Annotated in this window: 18 protein-coding genes; 8 read left to right on the top strand and 10 right to left on the bottom strand. The window is 61.2% G+C overall.

The features are described 5' to 3' along the window. Positions 1-157: 157 nt before the first annotated feature. Together metK and trmB are read left to right on the top strand one after the other, a co-directional pair. Entirely contained in the window at positions 158-1,396 is a 1,239-nt protein-coding gene (gene metK / locus NE851_RS11920) for a methionine adenosyltransferase (protein ID WP_018485328.1), read from the top strand. Positions 1,397-1,404: 8 nt separating this feature from the next. Continuing rightward, entirely contained in the window at positions 1,405-2,106 is a 702-nt protein-coding gene (gene trmB, locus NE851_RS11915; protein WP_047617202.1) for a tRNA (guanine(46)-N(7))-methyltransferase TrmB, read from the top strand. Between the two features lie 532 nt (positions 2,107-2,638). Here the strand turns inward: trmB and NE851_RS11910 are convergent. Further along, positions 2,639-3,457, bottom strand: a complete 819-nt coding sequence (locus NE851_RS11910; RefSeq protein WP_047617206.1) for an alpha/beta fold hydrolase — start codon at positions 3,455-3,457, stop codon at positions 2,639-2,641. Between the two features lie 260 nt (positions 3,458-3,717). Between NE851_RS11910 and NE851_RS11905 the strand changes: the two genes are divergently transcribed. Next, the gene (locus tag NE851_RS11905) at positions 3,718-4,641 is read left to right on the top strand and encodes a LysR family transcriptional regulator (RefSeq protein WP_368411037.1); all 924 of its coding nucleotides are present in this window, start codon (positions 3,718-3,720) and stop codon (positions 4,639-4,641) included. Between the two features lie 723 nt (positions 4,642-5,364). Here NE851_RS11905 and NE851_RS11900 read toward each other — a convergent pair. Both NE851_RS11900 and NE851_RS11895 read right to left on the bottom strand, forming a co-directional pair. Beyond that, positions 5,365-5,622, bottom strand: a complete 258-nt coding sequence (locus NE851_RS11900; protein ID WP_008524631.1) for a BQ00720 family protein — start codon at positions 5,620-5,622, stop codon at positions 5,365-5,367. Between the two features lie 47 nt (positions 5,623-5,669). Beyond that, positions 5,670-6,095, bottom strand: coding sequence for an Hsp20 family protein (locus tag NE851_RS11895; protein ID WP_047617210.1), 426 nt, complete (start codon positions 6,093-6,095; stop codon positions 5,670-5,672). A 278-nt stretch (positions 6,096-6,373) separates the two neighbouring features. On the opposite strand from NE851_RS11895, the gene NE851_RS11890 reads away from it, so the two are divergent. After that, positions 6,374-7,318: a nucleoside hydrolase gene (locus NE851_RS11890; protein WP_063474859.1), complete on the top strand. Its 945-nt coding sequence runs from the start codon at positions 6,374-6,376 to the stop codon at positions 7,316-7,318. A 38-nt stretch (positions 7,319-7,356) separates the two neighbouring features. Here NE851_RS11890 and grpE read toward each other — a convergent pair whose 3' ends face one another. Together grpE and hrcA are read right to left on the bottom strand one after the other, a co-directional pair. After that, positions 7,357-7,989, bottom strand: a complete 633-nt coding sequence (gene grpE, locus NE851_RS11885) for a nucleotide exchange factor GrpE (RefSeq protein ID WP_047617212.1) — start codon at positions 7,987-7,989, stop codon at positions 7,357-7,359. A gap of 111 nt (positions 7,990-8,100) precedes the next feature. Beyond that, the gene (hrcA, locus tag NE851_RS11880) at positions 8,101-9,189 is read right to left on the bottom strand and encodes a heat-inducible transcriptional repressor HrcA (protein ID WP_047617213.1); all 1,089 of its coding nucleotides are present in this window, start codon (positions 9,187-9,189) and stop codon (positions 8,101-8,103) included. 127 nt (positions 9,190-9,316) lie between these two features. On the opposite strand from hrcA, the gene rph reads away from it, so the two are divergent. The 4 genes from rph to hemW are packed head-to-tail and all read left to right on the top strand — an operon-like array spanning position 9,317 to position 12,315. Then, on the top strand, positions 9,317-10,036 hold the full coding sequence (rph, locus tag NE851_RS11875) for a ribonuclease PH (RefSeq protein ID WP_011650181.1): 720 nt from the start codon (positions 9,317-9,319) through the stop codon (positions 10,034-10,036). Continuing rightward, complete coding sequence (locus NE851_RS11870) at positions 10,033-10,458, top strand: VOC family protein (RefSeq protein WP_254960538.1); 426 nt, start codon at positions 10,033-10,035, stop codon at positions 10,456-10,458. The genes rph and NE851_RS11870 overlap by 4 nt, the downstream gene beginning before the upstream one ends. Further along, complete coding sequence (gene rdgB / locus NE851_RS11865; RefSeq protein ID WP_254960535.1) at positions 10,459-11,103, top strand: RdgB/HAM1 family non-canonical purine NTP pyrophosphatase; 645 nt, start codon at positions 10,459-10,461, stop codon at positions 11,101-11,103. A 9-nt stretch (positions 11,104-11,112) separates the two neighbouring features. Further along, a complete protein-coding gene (hemW, locus tag NE851_RS11860) occupies positions 11,113-12,315 on the top strand; it encodes a radical SAM family heme chaperone HemW (RefSeq protein WP_047617219.1) in 1,203 nt (400 codons plus the stop codon). 67 nt (positions 12,316-12,382) lie between these two features. Here the strand turns inward: hemW and NE851_RS11855 are convergent, their stop codons facing one another. The 5 genes from NE851_RS11855 to mutM all read right to left on the bottom strand — a co-directional run bounded on the left by NE851_RS11855 (position 12,383) and on the right by mutM (position 18,186). Beyond that, positions 12,383-13,465: a saccharopine dehydrogenase family protein gene (locus tag NE851_RS11855; protein ID WP_047617221.1), complete on the bottom strand. Its 1,083-nt coding sequence runs from the start codon at positions 13,463-13,465 to the stop codon at positions 12,383-12,385. Between the two features lie 137 nt (positions 13,466-13,602). Beyond that, positions 13,603-15,153: a chromosomal replication initiator protein DnaA gene (gene dnaA / locus NE851_RS11850; protein ID WP_047617290.1), complete on the bottom strand. Its 1,551-nt coding sequence runs from the start codon at positions 15,151-15,153 to the stop codon at positions 13,603-13,605. A gap of 858 nt (positions 15,154-16,011) precedes the next feature. Then, complete coding sequence (gene rpsT / locus NE851_RS11845) at positions 16,012-16,290, bottom strand: 30S ribosomal protein S20 (RefSeq protein ID WP_003544819.1); 279 nt, start codon at positions 16,288-16,290, stop codon at positions 16,012-16,014. A gap of 192 nt (positions 16,291-16,482) precedes the next feature. Then, complete coding sequence (locus NE851_RS11840) at positions 16,483-17,256, bottom strand: enoyl-CoA hydratase (protein WP_132573737.1); 774 nt, start codon at positions 17,254-17,256, stop codon at positions 16,483-16,485. A gap of 24 nt (positions 17,257-17,280) precedes the next feature. Further along, on the bottom strand, positions 17,281-18,186 hold the full coding sequence (gene mutM / locus NE851_RS11835) for a bifunctional DNA-formamidopyrimidine glycosylase/DNA-(apurinic or apyrimidinic site) lyase (RefSeq protein WP_132573739.1): 906 nt from the start codon (positions 18,184-18,186) through the stop codon (positions 17,281-17,283). Positions 18,187-18,263: the final 77 nt, after the last annotated feature.

Below are 18,263 nucleotides of genomic sequence, written 5' to 3'. Positions count from 1 at the left end.
GAAAGGCGGTCGAAAGGCCGCCTTTTCTGCGTTTTTGGGGCAAAATTTGTCACTTTGCCGCAGATATAAAGATATATTTATGTCCTTCTGCGCTTGTCATCAAGCCTCGAACTGAGTACCTACTAGCTGGCTTTTATTCTTTGAGGGGAATCCCGAAATGCGCGCGAATTATCTCTTTACCAGCGAATCTGTTGCCGAGGGTCATCCGGACAAAGTCTGTGACCGCATCTCCGACGAGATCGTCGATCTGGTCTACCGCGAAGCGGCCAAGACCGGCGTCAATCCGTGGGGCGTGCGCATTGCCTGCGAAACGCTGGCGACGACCAACCGCGTCGTCATCGCCGGCGAAGTCCGCCTGCCGCCGAGCCTGATGAAGAAGGACAAGGACGGCAAGGACGTCATCAACCCGTCGAAGTTCAAGGCCGCCGCGCGCCGCGCCATCAAGGATATCGGCTACGAGCAGGACGGCTTCCATTGGAAGAAGGCCAAGATCGACGTGCTGCTGCATTCGCAGTCGGCCGACATCGCGCAGGGCGTCGACAGCGCCGCCGACCAGCAGGGCGACGAGGGCGCCGGCGACCAGGGCATCATGTTCGGTTACGCCTGCCGCGAAACGCCGGACCTGATGCCGGCCCCGATCTATTATTCCCACAAGATCCTGCAGCTGCTGGCAGTCGCCCGCAAGAAGGGCGACGGCGAAGTCGCCAAGCTCGGCCCCGACGCCAAGAGCCAGGTGACCGTGCGCTACGTCGACGGCAAGCCGTCGGAAGCAACCTCGATCGTGCTGTCGACCCAGCATCTTGACGAGAGCTGGGATTCGAACAAGGTTCGCGCCGTCGTCGAGCCCTATATCCGCGAAGCGCTGGGCGAGCTGAAGATCGCTGACGATTGCAAGTGGTACATCAATCCGACCGGCAAGTTCGTCATCGGCGGACCGGACGGCGATGCGGGCCTCACCGGCCGCAAGATCATCGTCGACACCTACGGCGGTGCCGCTCCGCATGGCGGCGGCGCATTCTCCGGCAAGGACACGACGAAGGTCGACCGTTCGGCCGCCTATGCCGCCCGTTACCTTGCCAAGAACGTCGTCGCCGCCGGCCTTGCCGACCGCTGCACGATCCAGATCTCCTACGCGATCGGCGTCGCCCAGCCGCTGTCGATCTATGTCGACCTGCACGGCACCGGCAAGGTTACCGAGGATCAGATCGAGGCAGCGATCCGCAAGAACATGGACCTTTCGCCGACCGGTATCCGCCGCCATCTCGACCTCAACAAGCCGATCTACGCCAAGACCTCCGCTTACGGCCATTTCGGCCGCAAGGCCGGCCGCGACGGCTCGTTCTCCTGGGAGCGCACCGACCTCGTGAAGGCGCTCAAGGAAAGCGTAAAGGCCTGAGATAAAGCATGACGGATATGGAACGTCGCGGCCGGGCGACCGAAGCCTTTTTCGGTCGCCGCAAAGGCAAGGCTCTGCGCGAACAGCAGGCCGAGACGCTGAACAGCCTGCTGCCGGCATTCCTGATCGATCTCTCGGCGGCGCCCCCGGCGCCGCTGACGTCCCTCTTCCCGGTTCCGGTCGAGCGCTTGCGGCTGGAAATCGGTTTCGGCGGCGGCGAACATCTGATCCACCGCGCCCTGGAGACGCCGTCGACCGGCTTCATCGGCGTCGAGCCCTTCGTCAATTCCATGCAGAAGCTGCTGTCGCGCATCGGCGAGACCGGCACGTCCAATATCCGCGTTTATAATGACGACGCGACACAGCTGCTCGACTGGCTGCCGGACGCCTCGCTCGATCAGATCGATCTGCTCTATCCCGATCCCTGGCCGAAGCGGAAGCACTGGAAGCGGCGCTTCGTCTCGAAGACCAATCTCGACCGCTTTCATCGCGTGCTGAAGCCCGGCGGCCTGTTCTGCTTCGCCTCCGACATCGACACCTATGTGAACTGGACGCTGCTCAAATGCCGCGACCATGGCGGCTTCGACTGGGTGGCCGAGAATGCAGCGGATTGGCTCACCCCCTATGCGGGCTGGCCGAGCACGCGCTACGAGACCAAGGCCCGGCGCGAGGGCCGCTCTTCGGCCTATCTGACGTTCAGGAAGATCTGAGGCTCAAGGAAAGTCGGCGGACAGACGCAATGTTCGGCGGCGCGAAGGATTGCCCGGGGCTGCTGGAACTTTCTGGTATTCCGTCACGTCACAAGTGGCACCAATGACTGCTGATGGCTCTCAGCTGCCGTTGGCGCTCTCTGCATTCATGACCGCTTTGCGCCTCATTTCAGCCGTTCAGACACTATGGTCAGTGTTCCAAAAGCTGCCATCGAGCTGAGCGCCTATAATGAGCACTTCGGAAGCCGGTGGTACTTCCGACATTAAATCGACGGACATCCCCCCGCTCTTAATTCCCAGATGTCGAAGCCGAGACGCCGAGCCATTTCGGCCGGTGGAGTAATCGGCCACCGCAACGAAAAATTTAAGCGCGACAAGTTGCATCTTTCACTACGCGCCAAGCAAATTGCCACTGTCGGAAGCACCCTCCGGGGACGCTCCACGTACCAGCACCAACAGGTGTCACCCGGCACTGCCGGGTGACAGATCGTCCGGCCGACGTTGGATGAAGGCCGCGGTCCGGTCGATGTCGTCAAGACCTGATGAACGAGAGCAGGTCGGGGTTGAGGACATCTGCATGTGTGGTCAGCATGCCATGGGGGTAGCCCGGGTAGGTCTTCAGCGACCCGTTCTTGAGCAGGTCGACCGCACGCGGCACGGAACTTGCGAAGGGGACGACTTGATCGGCCTCGCCATGCATCACCAGCACCGGCACGGTGATCTTCTTGAGGTCTTCGGTATAATCTTCCAGCCAAGAGTCGACAGTCGCGTAGTGAGCCAGGGCACCACCGGCCATGCCCTGGCGCCACCAGTTCGCAATGATCGCCTCCGAAGGCTCGGCCCCGTCGAGGTTGTAACCGTAGAACGGGTTCTCAGGGACGAACCGGAAGAACTGCGACCGGTTGCCCAGCACGCCCGCTCGGATCGCATCGAACCACTCCGGCGGCTGACCGGACGGGTTTTCCTCGCTCCGGTACATGTTCGGCGTCAGGGAAGCGACCAGTACCGCCTTCGAGACGCGCTCCGGGTGGCGAGCGACATAGCGAGCCACCTCACCGCCACCTGTGGAGTGGCCGATGTGGATCGCGTCGCGCAGGTTGAGGTGCTCGGTCAGGGCCGCGAGGTCGGCAACCCAGTGGTCCATGTCGTTGCCGGTGCCGGGCTGGTCGGATCGGCCGTGGCCGCGCCGGTCGTGGGCGATCACCCGGTAGCCCTGGCGAAGGAAGAAGGTCATCTGGGCGTCCCAATCGTCCGCCGACAGCGGCCAGCCGTGGCTGAAAACGATCGGCTGGCCTGAGCCCCAGTCCTTGTAGAAGATGTTTACGCCGTCCGTGGTAGTGATTGTAGGCATCGAGTCTCTCCCTCTGCGCTGTTAAACATTCCTTTGAAGGTCAAAATAATCAATTAGAGCCATTCATCCACGCGCCACTGCAATAATCAACGCAATATTGCCACGCATGCCTCATCTTTCTTTTCGAAGCGCAGGCGAAATACTCCGGTGAGGCGCGTTCGATTGTATCCCGAAATTGCGACGTTAATTAAATCCCCCTTCTATCGAAGACAAATACCTTGTACGTTCGAGCTATGCCTTAAAGGTATAGCGAGGATCCGATGGAGCTGAGGCATTTGCGCTATTTTGTTGCTGTTGCGGAGGAGGGAAGCTTACTGACCGCAGCAGAGCGGCGGCTTCACACGTCCCAGCCCTCACTCAGCAGGCAAATTCGCGATCTGGAAACCGAAGTCGGTGTAAAGCTGCTGGAACGGCAGTCGCGCGGCGTGACGCTCACCGCCGCCGGTAAAGTGTTTCTTGATCACGCGCGGCTGGCGTTATTGCAAGTCGAGGCGGCTGCGGAAGGGGCCCGGCGGGCAGAACGGCCAGAAAAGCAGTCGTTCACTATCGGTTTTCTCGCAGGGCAAGAGGTCGTGTGGCTACCCCATGCATTGCGCATTATTCGTGAGGAAGCGCCGGAGGTTGAAATCATATTGTCCAGTCAGTCTTCCCCGGACCTTGCTCTGGCACTGATGCGAGGCAAGCTGGACGTCGCGTTCCTTCGCCCCGAGACGCAGAGTGTTGGTGTGTCCTTCAAGTTTTTAGCCAAGGAGCCACTGATCGCCGTACTGCCGGCGGACCATCGCTTGACGTCGCGCAAAAAGATCCGGCCGCAGGACCTTGCCCGCGAAACTTACGTCAGTTCGGCTAGAATTTCTCCCGTATTGCAATCCGTGATCCAAGATTACGCGTCGAACGTTGAGATCACCCTCAAGGCAGAGTACGAAGGCGAAGGCCTGCCGTCAGCAATGTCGCTCGTCGTGTCTACAGGTGGAATAACGCTTATTCCGCTTTATGCGCAAAATATGCTGACGCCAAATGTCGTTGCTAGAGCACTTGAGGGTGTGCCTCCGACAATTGATCTCACCTTAGGATACAACGATTCAAATTCCTCACCTTTGCTCCGCCGATTTTTGTCTCGCTCTGATGAATTAGTCGCCAACGTCCAAAATCAGAGCATCATCCGCTATGCTGAAATTCCATAGCAGAGATCAAGCTCATGCGATTTCTGCTTGTTGGCGTGCTCCCGAATCTTGTTCAGCATTCTCGAATTTCGGGTATCGACCCATCTCGACTTTTCCGATCAAGGAGCGCGAGGCAAAAGTGGACGGCAGGCTTCACCACTATCAGAGGTCGACGCTATTCAAGGGCTGTGACACCGATTCCTCGCAACCAAGCGGCAACGTCCACACCAGCTCTCCTGTGGCTGAATTCGGTTCCTCAGTCGCAATACTAACTCAGATGTCGGGGAAATGCTCTCTAGACCCAAATCCGTCGAAGCTGAAGATCTTACTCGAACAGTTGGTGTTTGGTCGCATAGTTACCGCTTGCTCACCGCTTTTGGCCGCAAAGCGGAAGAAACGCTCATAGTGATCAAGCGTCCGCATCGGTCAGGGATGGCGCTGATCTTTCCTCGCTGGATGTCTGTTATCGCGTGTGAGCGCCAAAAAGCTGCCGGTCGGCTTACGGCCCCAATGCGGTCACTAATCCAACCCGACGCCAATCTCTCCTACTGGCGCACAGTTGCCATAACCCTGTCAGTCTGGTGGGATTTGATACCGAATCCTGGAGCTTCCAACATCATCGCACGGAAAACGTCGAAAGCAGGCTACGCGCATATATCGTGACATCAGCCCCGACCGCAGCAAAATCGGATAAGCGACCGCGCACTGCAAGAGCGGTGAAACGCGACGGACACCATCTGACGGTCAGTGCAGGCTGACCGTCTTCAGTTCGTCCTCGGCAGCCTTGAAAAAGGTGCTGGAGCGGTTGTCCGTCAAGAGGATCGGCGTGCCGTCGGCGCCGAAGAGTGCCCAGAGATCGACGTTCGGATCGATATCCGGCGCCTCGGGAAAGCACTTGGCGACCTCTTCGGTGCGCATTTTTCTGATGTAGGCGACCTCGCCGTTGCCGATGTGGGCAAGCTCGGATTTGGTCAAGTGAGACGTGGCTTCTTTCATCAACATTCCTGTTCCTCCGGAAGAAGGGACCAACGGTTCGACAAACCGTTGTGCTACTGTGAAACCGAAATGTTAATTTTCTTGACCATGCGCGCGGGTTCCGGACGAATTAGATCGACGGAGAGCAGACCGTTCTTCAGGCCGGCGCCGAGCACCTGCATGCCGTCGGCAAGAACGAAGGTGCGCTGGAACTGGCGGGCGGCGATGCCGCGGTAGAGATAGTCCCGTTCGCCCTGTTCCACTTGGCGGCCGCGGATCAGAAGCTGGTTCTCCTCAATGGAGACATCGAGTTCCTCCTCGCTGAAACCGGCGACGGCAAGGGTGATGCGCAGACGTTCCGGGGCGCCGTTGTCGGCGGCGATGCGCTCGATATTGTAGGGCGGATATCCGTCGCTCGCCTTGGAAATGCGCTCCAGCGTCTTTTCCATGGCATCGAAGCCCAGAAGCAGCGGGCTGGCGAAAGGGGTAATGCGGCTCATCTCTTTTCAAGTCCTTGATGCAAGCGACCATCCCGGACCTTAAACGCAGCGTCCGGATGCCGCTAATATGGGGAGAGCAGTCCAGTGCTGCAAGGCACGGTGCGACGTGCCGGCGCCACCTCACAATTTTAAAGCGGTGCCGCCGGCTGCTTGCTTGACAAAGCGGCGGCTGCCTCGCATCAAAACATGCCCGCACGGACTGTGCTGATTTGTGACGGGAAATGAACAAATCGGTGCATGCCGAGGCAAAGCGCACCCGCGAGGATGGAACGATCGGAATGGCAAGCGCAAGAAAGATCATCATCGACACGGATCCCGGCCAGGACGATGCGGCCGCCATCATGCTGGCCTTCGGCAGTCCCGAGGAGCTGGAGGTGCTGGGGATCACGACGGTCGCCGGCAACGTGCCGCTTTCCTTCACCAGCCGCAATGCGCGCATCGTCTGCGAGCTCTGCGGCCGGCGGGAGACAAAGGTTTTCGCCGGCGCCGACGCGCCGATCGCCCGCAATCTGGTGACGGCCGAACATGTGCACGGCAAGACCGGCCTCGACGGGCCCGACCTCAGCGAGCCGACGATGGCGCTGCAGCCCGACCATTCGGTCGATTTCATCATCGAGACGCTGCGCCGCGAGCCGACAGGCACGGTGACGCTCTGCACGCTCGGGCCGCTCACCAATATCGGCCTGGCCTTCCAGAAGGCGCCCGACATCGTTCCCCGCATCCGCGAACTGGTGATGATGGGCGGCGGCTTCTTCGAGGGCGGCAACATCACGCCGGCCGCCGAATTCAACATCTATGTCGATCCCGAGGCCGCCGATATCGTCTTTCGCTCAGGCGTGCCGATCGTGATGATGCCGCTTGACGTCACTCACCAATTGCTGACCCGCAAGGACCGGGTGAAGCGCATGGCCGAAATCGGCACGGCGCCTGTTAAGGCCATGGTCGAGATGCTGGAATTCTTCGAGCGGTTCGATATCGAGAAATACGGCTCCGACGGCGGGCCGCTGCACGACCCGACCGTGATCGCCTATCTGCTGAAGCCGGAGCTCTTCAGGGGTCGGGACTGCAATGTCGAGATCGAGGTCCGGTCCGAACTCACCGTCGGCATGACCGTCGTCGACTGGTGGCATGTGACCGAGCGCAAGCGCAATGCCAAGGTCATGCGCCATGTCGATGCGGACGGCTTCTTCGATCTGCTGATCGAACGTTTCGCCCGCATCTGAAGCTTTGGTTTCCCTTCCTGAGCGGAAGGGAAACGTCCTTAAGCGTCCTTCTCGTCGAAGACGGAATTGGTTTCGGCTTCGGCCGGCTTGGGGCCGCCCTTGGCGACGCCGACCATGGCCGGGCGCAGCACGCGTTCGCCGATGGTGAAGCCTGCCTGCACGACCTGGACGACCGTATTGTTCGGCACGTCGGGGTTGGGCACCTCGAACATCGCCTGATGGAAATTCGGATCGAACTTCTGGCCGACCGGCTCCAGCTTGCGAACGCCGTGGCGCTCAAGAGCCGACAGCATGGCGCGCTCGGTCATCTCGACACCTTCGATCAGGGTGCTGAGGCCGGCATCGGCCGCGGCCTTGGTCTCCGGAGAGATGGCATCAAGCGCGCGGCGCAGATTGTCCGAGACGGCGAGCATGTCGCGCGCAAAACCCGCGACGGAATAGGACTTGGCGTCCTTCACTTCGCGCTCGGTGCGCCGGCGCAGATTGTCCATCTCGGCGGCAAGGCGCAGATAGCGGTCGCGCAGCTCACCGTTTTCGGCTTTCAGAAGCTCGAGCGGGTCCGGCTGGGCAGCCTCTTCCTGCGCAATATCGTTCTCGACGTAGGCGGCAGCGTCGGCTGCGGCATCGGCCGCAGTTGCGTCAGGTCCGTTTTTCGTCGTGTCATCGGTCATGACGGTCTCCGGTTGGTGTCTTCAGATGCGCCCGATATCGAGGTTTGACCGAAAAAAATCAAGTCTGCGTGACAAAGAAGCGAAAATTCCGCACGTTCGCCAGTTGCGGCGTCAAAGCTGATTGCGCGAAAGGCGGGAGACGAGCTGGGCGGTGTAATCCACCATCGGCACGATGCGGGAATAATTGAGCCGCGTCGGGCCGATGACGCCGACGGCACCGACGATGCGATCGTCATCGTCACGATAGGGCGCGACGATCAGCGACGAGCCGGACAGCGAGAAGAGCTTGTTTTCCGAACCGATGAAGATGCGCACGCCGGAACCGGTTTCGGCGAGATTGAGAATCTCGATCAGGCTGTCCTTCTTCTCGAGATCGTCGAACAGCAAGCGCAGCCGGTCGAGATCCTCGGCGCCGGCCAGCCCCTCGAGCAAGTTGGCGCGGCCGCGGATGATCAGTTGCGCGGGCTTGCCCTCGTCCGGGCTGCCGGCCCAGACAGCGATGCCGCGCTCGACGAGATCGCGCGACAGGGCATCGAGCTCGTGGCGGACGTCATCCTTCAGCCGGCTCAACTGCTTGCGGAGTTCCGGCAGCGTCTGGCCGGACATATGGGCATTGAGAAAATTCGCCGCCTCGGTCAGTTGCGAGGAGGTGACGCCCGCCGGCAGCTCGATGATGCGGTTTTCCACCTGATCGTGATCGCCGACGAGCACGGCCAGCGCCTTGGTCGGTTCGAGCCGGATGAACTCGACATGTTTCAGCACCGGATCGCTTTTCGAGGTGATGACGAGGCCGGCGCCGCGCGAAATGCCGGACAGCATGCGGCTTGCCTCGTTCATCATCGATTCCACCGGATTGCCGCCGCTTTCGGCCCGCACCTGCCGGTCGATGTTGGCGCGCTCCTCGGCAGAGAGGTCGCCGACCTGCATGAAGGCATCGACGAAGAAACGCAGGCCGATCTGGGTCGGCAGCCGTCCGGCGCTGACGTGCGGCGAATAGATCAGGCCGAGTTCTTCGAGATCGCTCATGACGTTGCGCACCGAGGCCGGCGACAGCGACATCGGCAGAAGACGGGACAGGTTGCGCGAACCGAGCGGCTCGCCACTTTCCAGATAGCCTTCGACGATGCGCCGAAAAATTTCCCTGGAGCGCTCGTCCAGTGCGGCAACAGCATCCGAAACCGACGTCGACCTGATGCCCATGAAGCTTAAGAACCCGCGCTGATGATACTTCCCGAAAAGTAAGTCAAACTCGCACCCGTGGCAAAAGGGAATTTGCAAATAGGCGCCGCCAATCGTAGAAGCGGTCAACAAACCCCAGGAGATAAGAATGCGGCCTTCAGGCAGAAAAATCGACCAGATGCGCAAGGTCTCGTTCGAGCGCAATTTTTCCAAGCATGCGGAAGGCTCCTGCCTGGTCAAGTTCGGCGATACGCATGTGCTCTGCACGGCCAGCCTTGAAGAAAAGACGCCGCCCTGGCTGCGCAATACCGGCAAGGGCTGGGTCACCGCCGAATACGGCATGCTGCCGCGGGCGACCGGCGAACGGATGAAGCGCGAGGCCGCCGCCGGCAAGCAGGGCGGCCGCACCCAGGAAATTCAGCGGCTGATCGGCCGGTCGTTGCGCGCCGTCGTCGACCTGCAGGCGCTCGGCGAACGGCAGATCACGCTCGACTGCGACGTCATCCAGGCCGATGGCGGCACGCGGACCGCCTCGATCACCGGCGGCTGGATTGCGCTTTACGATTGCCTGAAATGGATGGAAAGCCGCAACATGATCAAGGTTGACCGGGTCCTGAAGGATCATGTCGCCGCCATCTCCTGCGGTATCTTCGCCAGCCAGCCGGTGATCGATCTCGATTACCTCGAGGATTCCTCGGCCGAGACCGATGCGAACTTCGTCATGACCGGCACCGGCGGGATCGTCGAGATCCAGGGCACGGCCGAGGGCACGCCGTTCAGCGAGGGCGAATTCACCTCGCTGATGCAGCTTGCCAGAAACGGCATCGGCGAACTGGTGGCGCTGCAGAAGCAAGCCGTCGAAGGATGAAGCCCATGCTGGAAGGCATGTTGGAGACGGCGCTCTATGCGCGGGATCTCGATCAGGCCGAGGCGTTTTACGAAGACGTCCTCGGACTGGAGAAGATCGCCCGCGCCGCCAACCGGCATGTCTTCTTCCGCTGCGGGCCCGGCGTTCTGTTGATCTTCAACCCCGAGGAAACGGTGAAGCCGCCGGCGCCTGATGCCCTGCAGGTGCCGCCGCACGGCACGACCGGCCAGGGCCATGCCTGTTTCCGGGTATCCGGCCGCAATATCGACGCCATGGCCGAGAAGCTGACGGCGGCGGGCGTGGCGATCGAATCCGAGGTGCGCTGGCCGAACGGCGGCCGCTCGATCTATTTCCGCGATCCGGCCGGCAACAGCCTGGAATGCGCAGAGGCTAAAATCTGGGGCATCGAACAGGATATCTGAATGCGCAAGCTTGAAACGAAGACCATCGTCGTCGCCAGCCACAATGCCGGCAAGATCCGCGAGATCCAGGAATTGATCGGGCCGCTCGGCTTCACCGCCAAATCGGCGGCGGAGCTGAATTTCGTCGAGCCTGACGAGACCGGCACGAGTTTCGAGGAGAATGCGACGATCAAGGCGGTCGCCTCGGCCAATGCCGCAGGCATGCCGGCGCTTTCGGACGATTCCGGACTGATGGTCGACGCGCTCGGCGGCGATCCCGGCGTCTACACCGCCAACTGGGCGGAGAGGGCCGACGGCACGCGTGATTTCGACATGGCGATGGCCAAGGTGGAAAAGGCGCTGCAGGATGCCGGCGCGACGAAGCCGGAACAGCGCACCGCACGTTTCATCAGCGTGCTCTGCCTCGCCTGGCCGGACGGGCACACGGAGCTGTTCCGTGGCGAGGTGGAAGGCAGCGTCGTCTGGCCGCCGCGCGGCACCCAGGGCTTCGGCTACGATCCGGTCTTCCAGCCTGAGGGTTACGACATCACCTTCGGCGAAATGAGCGGCGAGGAAAAACACGGCTGGAACGTCGGCAAGCCGCAAGCGCTGTCGCACCGGGCCCGCGCCTTCAAACTCTTCGTCGAAACCTGCCTGGAGGCATAAGGTCGGTACGTGGGCACATCAGACACGCCAAGCAGCTCGCGCGATGCAGCACTTTTGCCCGATACCGGTGAGCCGGGCTTCGGCGTCTATGTGCATTGGCCCTTCTGTGCGGCGAAGTGTCCCTATTGCGATTTCAACAGCCATGTGCGCCACCAGCCGGTGGATCAGGAGCGCTTCACCGCTGCCTTCTTGAAGGAGATGGCAACCGTTCGGGCGATGAGCGGGCCGAAGACGGTGACCAGCATCTTCCTCGGCGGCGGCACGCCCTCGCTGATGAAGCCGGAAACGGTCTCGGCCATTCTCGACGGCATTGCCCGGCACTGGCACGTGCCTGCCGGCATCGAAATCACCATGGAGGCCAACCCTTCGAGCGTCGAGGCCGACCGCTTCCGCGGCTATCGGGCCGCCGGCGTCAATCGTGTCTCGCTCGGCGTGCAAGCGCTGAATGATCGGGACCTGAAATTCCTCGGCCGTCTGCATGATGTCGCCGACGCGCTGAAAGCAATCCGGCTGGCGCGCGACATTTTTCCCCGCATGTCCTTCGATCTGATCTATGCCCGGCCGCAGCAGACGGTCGAGGAATGGGAGAAAGAGCTGAAGGAGGCTATCTCCTATGCGGTCGACCATCTCTCCCTCTATCAGCTGACCATCGAGGAAGGCACGCCCTTCTACGGCCTGCACAAGGCGGGCAAGCTGGTCGTGCCGGACGGCGAGCAATCGGCATTGCTCTACGAGGCGACGCAGGAGATCACCGCGCGCGAGGGCATGCCGGCCTATGAGGTTTCCAATCACGCCCGGCCGGGTGCCGAAAGCCGGCATAACCTGACCTACTGGCGTTACGGCGATTATGCCGGCATCGGCCCCGGCGCCCATGGCCGGCTGACACGCGGCCCGGAGAAGATCGCCACGGCGACCGAGCGCAAGCCGGAAGCCTGGCTCGACATGGTCGAGCGCGACGGCCACGGCATTCTCGACGAGGAGCGGCTCGGCTTCGAGGAACAGTCCGACGAGCTCTTGCTGATGGGGCTGCGGCTCCGGGAAGGTGTCGATCTTGCCCGCTGGCAGCAGCTTTCGGGCCGCGACCTCGACCCGAAACGCGAGGAATTCCTGCTGGAACACAAATTCATCGAGCGGATCGGCAATTCACGCCTGCGCTGCACGCCGTCCGGCATGCTGATCCTCGACTCCGTCGTCGCCGATCTCGCCTGCTGACATCAATACGACGTGCGAATTTACAACGCGGCGGCATCGATATCGCCGCCGCGCTGGAGCGCATTTATCAGCCGTGGCTGGTCGCGCCTGATTTGAACAGGCTGCCGGTCGGCGTCTTCAAGAACATCTCCAGCGGAATATGCTCCTGGTGCAGGAAGCCGGTCGCCGGCAGCAGGCCGTCGCGGACCATTTCGATGACGGCCACGACCGAGGCCGAGGTCGTCCAGGCAATTGCGGTGCGGCGGGCACCGGCAATCTCGATCGGGTAATAGGCGCGCACGAATTCCTTGCGGCGCAGGCTGCCATTCTCCGTCCCTTCGGCGGCGACATGGACATAGACGACATCGTCTTCAACCGGCGGCTTGGCGTTGGTCAGGATCTCGCCGGCGAGCTTGCGCTTGTCGCGCATCAGCAGTTCGTGGAAGAAGAAGTTCATCAGCTCCATATGGCCGGGATAACGCATCGTCTTGTAATCGAGATTGTCGATCTTGCCGAGCATGGTGTCGCACATGGTGCCAAGACCGCCCGAGGTGGTGAAGGCTTCGAGCTTGACGCCGCCGACATAGACGGTCTCGTGCCATTCCATCGGCGAGACCAGCTTGCGGACACCGCCCTCGATCACCTCGCAGTCGTTCAGATATTCGTTGACGACGCCCTCGGGCGACCAGTTGAAGGCGTAGCCGAGCAGCCCGGTCGGATGCTGCGGCAGGGCGCCGACGCGCATGCGGATCGAACGGCAGCGATCGAAGCCGTCGGCCAGGCTCGCGCCGACGATACCGACGAAACCCGGCGCCAGGCCGCATTGCGGCGCCATCAGGCCGCGGGCGGTCTTCGACAGTTCGATGATGAAATTGGTCGTGGGAACATCTTCGGTCAGATCGAAATAATGAATGCCGGCAAGATGGGCGGCGCGCGCCAACTCGATGTTCAAATGATAAGGCAGGCAGGAGAGCACCGCCTCGACACTGGAGAGCAGTTCGCCGATCACCGCGGGATCTGAAATATCGCCGGTGCGGCACTTGAAGGGGACGTCGCTCAGCGGCAGCTGCGCATCGACGCCGATCACCTCGAAGCCGCCTTCATGCAACAGCGTCGCCGCCAGCCGTCCGACCTTGCCCAGGCCGAGAACGGCGATCTTTTCGAAACTCATTCATTCCTCCCACGCGCTCATTTCAGCGCTTCAGTCTTTGACATGCACTGGATGCGCCGGAGGTATAGAATAAAAAACTTATAAAGGAAAACGGCCGGAATCGCTTCCGGCCGTCGAATTCAGAAGAGAATCGTCGATTATTCGTTGATCAACCGCTTCAGAAGCTCGACTTCGTGCGAAAGCTTGGTGTCTCCCGAAATCAGTTCCTCGATCTTGCGTACGGCATGCAGCACGGTCGTGTGATCACGACCGCCGAAACGGCGGCCGATCTCCGGGAAGGAGCGCGGCGTCAGCGTCTTCGACAGATACATGGCGATCTGGCGCGGCTTGACGATGACGCGGGTGCGGCGGTTCGAGACCAGTTCCTGGCGCGAGACGTTGTAGTGCCTGGCGACGATGCGCTGGATATCCTCGATGCGCACCCGGCGGGGCTCGCCGGAGCCGACCAGATGGGCGAGCAGTTCGTCCACGCGCTCGATCGACAGGTTCGGCTCGAAGGAGCGGCGGAAGACCAGCTGGTTGAAGGCGCCTTCGAGTTCGCGGCCGCTGGCCGTGACGTTGCGGGCGACATGCTGGAGCAGTTCGGCCGGAATTTCGAGTGATGGATCTTCGAGCCGGGCTGCAGCAAGGCGACGCCTGAGGATTTCGAGACGCATCTCGTAATCCGGCGCGTCGAATTCGATCGCGACACCGCCTTGCAGGCGCGAACGGACGCGGGGATCGAGCGACTCCAACTCCCAGGGCGCACGATCGGCAGCAACGACGACCTGCTTGGCGCTGTCGAGCAGCATGTTGAGGAGATGACAGAATTCATGCTGGATCATCTTGCCCTGCAGGAACTGCATGTCGTCGATGATCAGGAGATCGATGTTGCGCAGCGAATCCTTCAACGTCAGCGCATCATTGTCGCGGATTGCGGTGGCGAAGCGCCACATGAAATATTCGGCCGTCAGATAGACGACGCGCAGCGCCCTCGGGTTCTGAACCGCCGCATTGGCGACCGCCTGCAGCAGATGGGTCTTGCCGAGGCCGACCGTCGAATGGATGAAGAGCGGATTGAAGCGCACGGCGCCGGAACCGGCTTCCGCGATCGTCTTGGCAGCCGCAAGCGCGACCCGGTTCGAGCTGCCTTCCACGAAGGTATCGAAGGTGAAGCGGCTATCGAGCGGCGAGCCAAAGAGCGGCGAACCGAAGCTTGCGGGCCTTGCCGCAGCAACAGCCGACACCGCCTGCTGGACGGCCTGACCGGCCGGCTGGGCGCTCGTCGGGCGGCGCATCTGGGGGGCAACGACCGGCTCGGGCTGAACCGCCTCGTCGAGCGCCTTGGTGCCGCTGCGCGTTGCCGTGCGCACCAGGACTTCGATCTTGAGAATTTCCGGGTCCTCGGCCTGGAACAGACCGGTGATGAGATCGAGATAACGATTGTTGATCCACGACTTCAGGAAGGTCGTGGGAACCGAGAGACGAACGACGCTCTTCGATACCGAATGCAGCTTCAGCCTGGCGAACCAGCTGGCATAGACGTCAGGACCGACCTGGGCCTTCAAGCGCGCGCTGACGCGCTCAAACAAGATGCTGTGCTTCATGTCCGCCTTTGCTTCCCCCACTTCCAGGCGAATGGTGCCGAACGTCTGCGGTGCCGCATCCCCATTGTCGAGCCCGCCCGTCGTCATCGTATTCATGTGCATAATGCCGCCTTTCAATTCCACCGGGCGGCTTCCGCTAAAATAGCCGCCCGATCATTCCCCGCTTTGGCGGGCTGACGGCATCCTCATGAAGCCGCTCACCTGCCGGTTCACTCAAACACTGCCCCCGAAGGGACCGGCAACAGAATTACGTTGCAGGGACCGCATTCATGCGGAACCTTCAGCGGCTTTCCGTGCCAGGCTGGCGGTCGATCCTCGTTTTCGGCCGACCAGCCCGAACGCAATATCACTTTAACCCTCTCCGGCGGCCTCGCCTTAAACGTGTGGCCGCTGAAGGCACAAAACATCCCCGCTCCGTAACAGCCACGTTACGGCCCAAATCCGTCAAGTGCTTGAAAAAACGGAAACGCAATGCTCCGTAACAAGGGGCACAAACTTATCGCCCTGCCGACGTGGCAGTTAAGACCGAGCCTCTGCAGGTGATGTCCGCGCCCTTTGTTGAAAGCCATTTAGGCAGGATCAAAAGGCAATATCAACGATGAATTTTACGCAAAATTAAGAAGCGGCCATTGACTCCGCCTGCCCTTTTCGGGCGTCACACCAGCGTCAAAAAAGAATCGCTTTTGAATCAAGGAGATTCCCCGTTCGGGCTATTTTGACACGCATGGAAAGAAAAAAAATAAAAATCTTCTTGACTCACCCCTGACCCCGAAAGCGTGGGGTAGAGTCGCGCGGCGTGAAAGCATCCTAGCGCAAGCCATTGTTTTTAAACAATTTTTCCTGTCATGGCACTGACACGAAACAGTCGTGAGATTAACCATGCAGGGGCTGATTGGCGGAATCGAAAAAGCCCGGTAAAATTACCGGGCTAATCATAAAGAGGAAGTCGTTAAAGGAAGATTATGCGGTCGTGGTGACCGAAAGAGCCTTCACACGAGCAGCCAGGCGCGAGACCTTGCGCGATGCCGTATTGGAGTGCAGCACACCCTTGCTGGCGGCGCGGGCAAGCTCGGGCTGAGCCGCCAGGAAAGCTTCCTTCGCCTTGGCGGCGTCACCGGATGCGATGGCCTCTTCGACCTGGCGAACGAAAGTACGAACGCGCGAGCGACGAGCCTTATTGACGTCGGTACGGCGGGCGATCTTGCGGGTCGCTTTTTTCGCCGAAGTTGTATTGGCCATGGATGCCTCTCTCAAGAATTCGAACAAACTCCGCCATTACCGCGGGCCCTGCGGCCACAAAATCCAGCAATGCGGGAGCAATCGCGGAAAACCAAACCGGCTTTCCGAACCGTGGGCGGGCATATAACTCTAAAGCCGGCCCACGTCAACGCGGATTTTCAAGCTTTACCACCGGCAAGCGCCGAAAAACATTCAACGGTGCGTAAAAGCCGGTTTGCGCTTCTCGACGAAGGCCGCCATGCCTTCTTTCTGGTCGTCGGTGGCAAAGAGACTGTGAAACAGCCGGCGCTCGAAACGCAAGCCCTCCTCCAGCGTCGTCTCGAATGCGCGGTTGACTGCCTCCTTGGCCATCAGGACCGAGGGACGCGACAGCGAGGCGATCTTTTCGGCCGCGGCAAGAGCCTCGTCGAGCAGACGCTCGGGCGCCACCACACGCGAAACGAGTCCCGATCGTTCGGCTTCCGCCGCATCCATCATCCGGCCGGTCAGGATCAGATCCATCGCCTTCGCCTTGCCGACGGCGCGCGTCAGCCGCTGCGAGCCGCCCATGCCGGGAATGACGCCGAGGGTGATTTCCGGCTGGCCGAACTTCGCGGTCTCCGAGGCGATGATGAAATCGCACATCATGGCGAGCTCGCAGCCGCCGCCGAGCGCAAAACCGCTGACGGCAGCGATGACAGGCTTGCGCGCCTTGGCGACATCATCCCAGCCGCTGATGAAATCACTCTTATAGATGTCGGCAAACTGAAGCGCCTGCATTTCCTTGATATCGGCGCCGGCGGCAAAGGCGCGCTCGGAACCGGTGAGCACGATCGCGCCGACCGTCTCATCGGCGTGGAAGCCGGCATAGGCCACCTTCAGCTCCTTCAGCACGGTGGAGTTCAGGGCATTCAGCGCCTGCGGACGGTTCAGCGTGACGAGGCCGACATTGCCTCGGGTTTCGACGATCAGGGTCTCGTAGGTCATGCTGTTCTCCCGGTTTTCTCACTCTTACTTCTGGCAGGTGGCGCAATAGAAGGTGGAGCGACCCGCCTGGACGATGCGGGCGACCGTACCGCCGCAGCCGGGCATGCGGCAAGCCTGACCTTCGCGATCGTAGACGGAGAAGGAATGCTGGAAATAGCCGAGCGATCCGTCGGTCTGGATATGGTCACGCAGCGACGATCCGCCGGCCGCGATCGCATCGGCGATGACGTCGCGGATCGAGGCGACAAGCAGGTCGAGCTGCGCCTTCGGCCGGCCGGCCGCCGTCACCAGCGAGCCGGCCGCGCGGACCGGCGAAAGATGCGAGCGCCACAGCGCCTCGCAGACATATATATTGCCGAGACCGGCAATGTTCTTCTGGTCGAGCAGCGCGCTCTTCAGCGGCTGCGCCTTGTCGCGGAAGCGGTCGGCGAGATAGGCGGCGCCGAGTTCGTTTCCCGTCGGCTCCGGGCCAAGTTCGCGGAAGAAGGGATGGGCGGCAAGATCGGCCCGCCCCACCATATCCATGAAGCCGAACCGGCGCGGATCGTTATAGACGACGCGGCGCGGGCCGCTTGCACCCTGCAAATGGAAGACGACGTGATCGTGCTTCTCGTCCTTCGAGCGGGCATGATGGAATTCGCCTGGCGCAGCGGAGGCAACCCCCTCCTCGATGCGGCCCTCCTCGATGCGAAAGGAACCGGACATGCCGAGGTGGGAAATCAGCGTGTTGCCGTCGTCGAGGTCGACCAGCAGATATTTGGCGCGGCGGCCAAGGCCGACAATAGTGCGGCCGGAAACCCTGTCGGCGAAAGCGTCGGGAAAGGGGAAGCGCAGATCGCCGCGCCGCAGTTCCAGCCTGGTGATGCGCGTGCCTTCCATCGCCGGCGTCAGGCCGCGTTTCACCGTTTCGACTTCTGGCAATTCCGGCATCTTAACCCATCTATATCTAACGTGTTTCAACCGACGACGATGTGCGCTATAGCGCCAGTGTGCCGCGGAGAACGCGG

The organism is Rhizobium anhuiense bv. trifolii, assembly GCF_024346605.1.
Lineage (GTDB): Bacteria > Pseudomonadota > Alphaproteobacteria > Rhizobiales > Rhizobiaceae > Rhizobium > Rhizobium anhuiense.
This window is presented reverse-complemented; position numbering and strand designations above follow the sequence as displayed.